A 550-nucleotide genomic window follows, 5' to 3' on the forward strand; every position below is an offset into this window, starting at 1 on the left:
AAACGAACGGCAGCTTTCAGGCATCGTCACAGAACCAAAGAAGGTCGACAAGTGGGCGTTAGCGGACAGGCAGCTTTCGCGCATCCGCTTCGCCCATCGCGAACGTCGCATTGTGGTGGACAGCGGACATTGGAAGTTCACTTCGAGCAGGGCCGCTCTTCCCAATGACCGTTCGGAAGGCGGACCCATTCAGCATCGTGTCCGTCAAGGCTGATGACCGTGCCCGCGCCCTTGTCGATCAATTCAACCAGTTCCTCGGAGAACCATAAGGCTTCATCGACTTCCTCGAGTTGCACGTTGATCGCGTAGTCGTCCACCGTCGAGCCAATGACGGATACCCCAGTCAGCGAAGGGGTGGTCGAACCGCAGACTTGGCCTTTCCGGCCCGCCAATCCCAGCCGCTCTGTATCGGCAGAGAAACTAATACGAACGCGATCTGCAAAATCTATCATGGAGGCAACTATAGCGCCATGCTGAATGACCGCAATTGGGCGATTGTGTTGAAAAAGCTGGGATCGGCCGCGGGCAGGCCCGTAGTTTGAAACAGAGC

1 protein-coding gene is annotated in these 550 nt (G+C 56.7%); it reads right to left on the reverse strand.

The window, feature by feature from the left end:
• Positions 1-137: 137 nt before the first annotated feature.
• A partial coding sequence (locus tag IFS44_RS21710) for a hypothetical protein (protein ID WP_206757905.1) occupies positions 138-550 on the reverse strand: 413 nt, incomplete at its 5' end.

Source organism: Sphingomonas sp. CFBP 13706, from assembly GCF_014842355.1.
Taxonomy (GTDB): Bacteria; Pseudomonadota; Alphaproteobacteria; order Sphingomonadales; family Sphingomonadaceae; genus Sphingomonas; species Sphingomonas aerolata.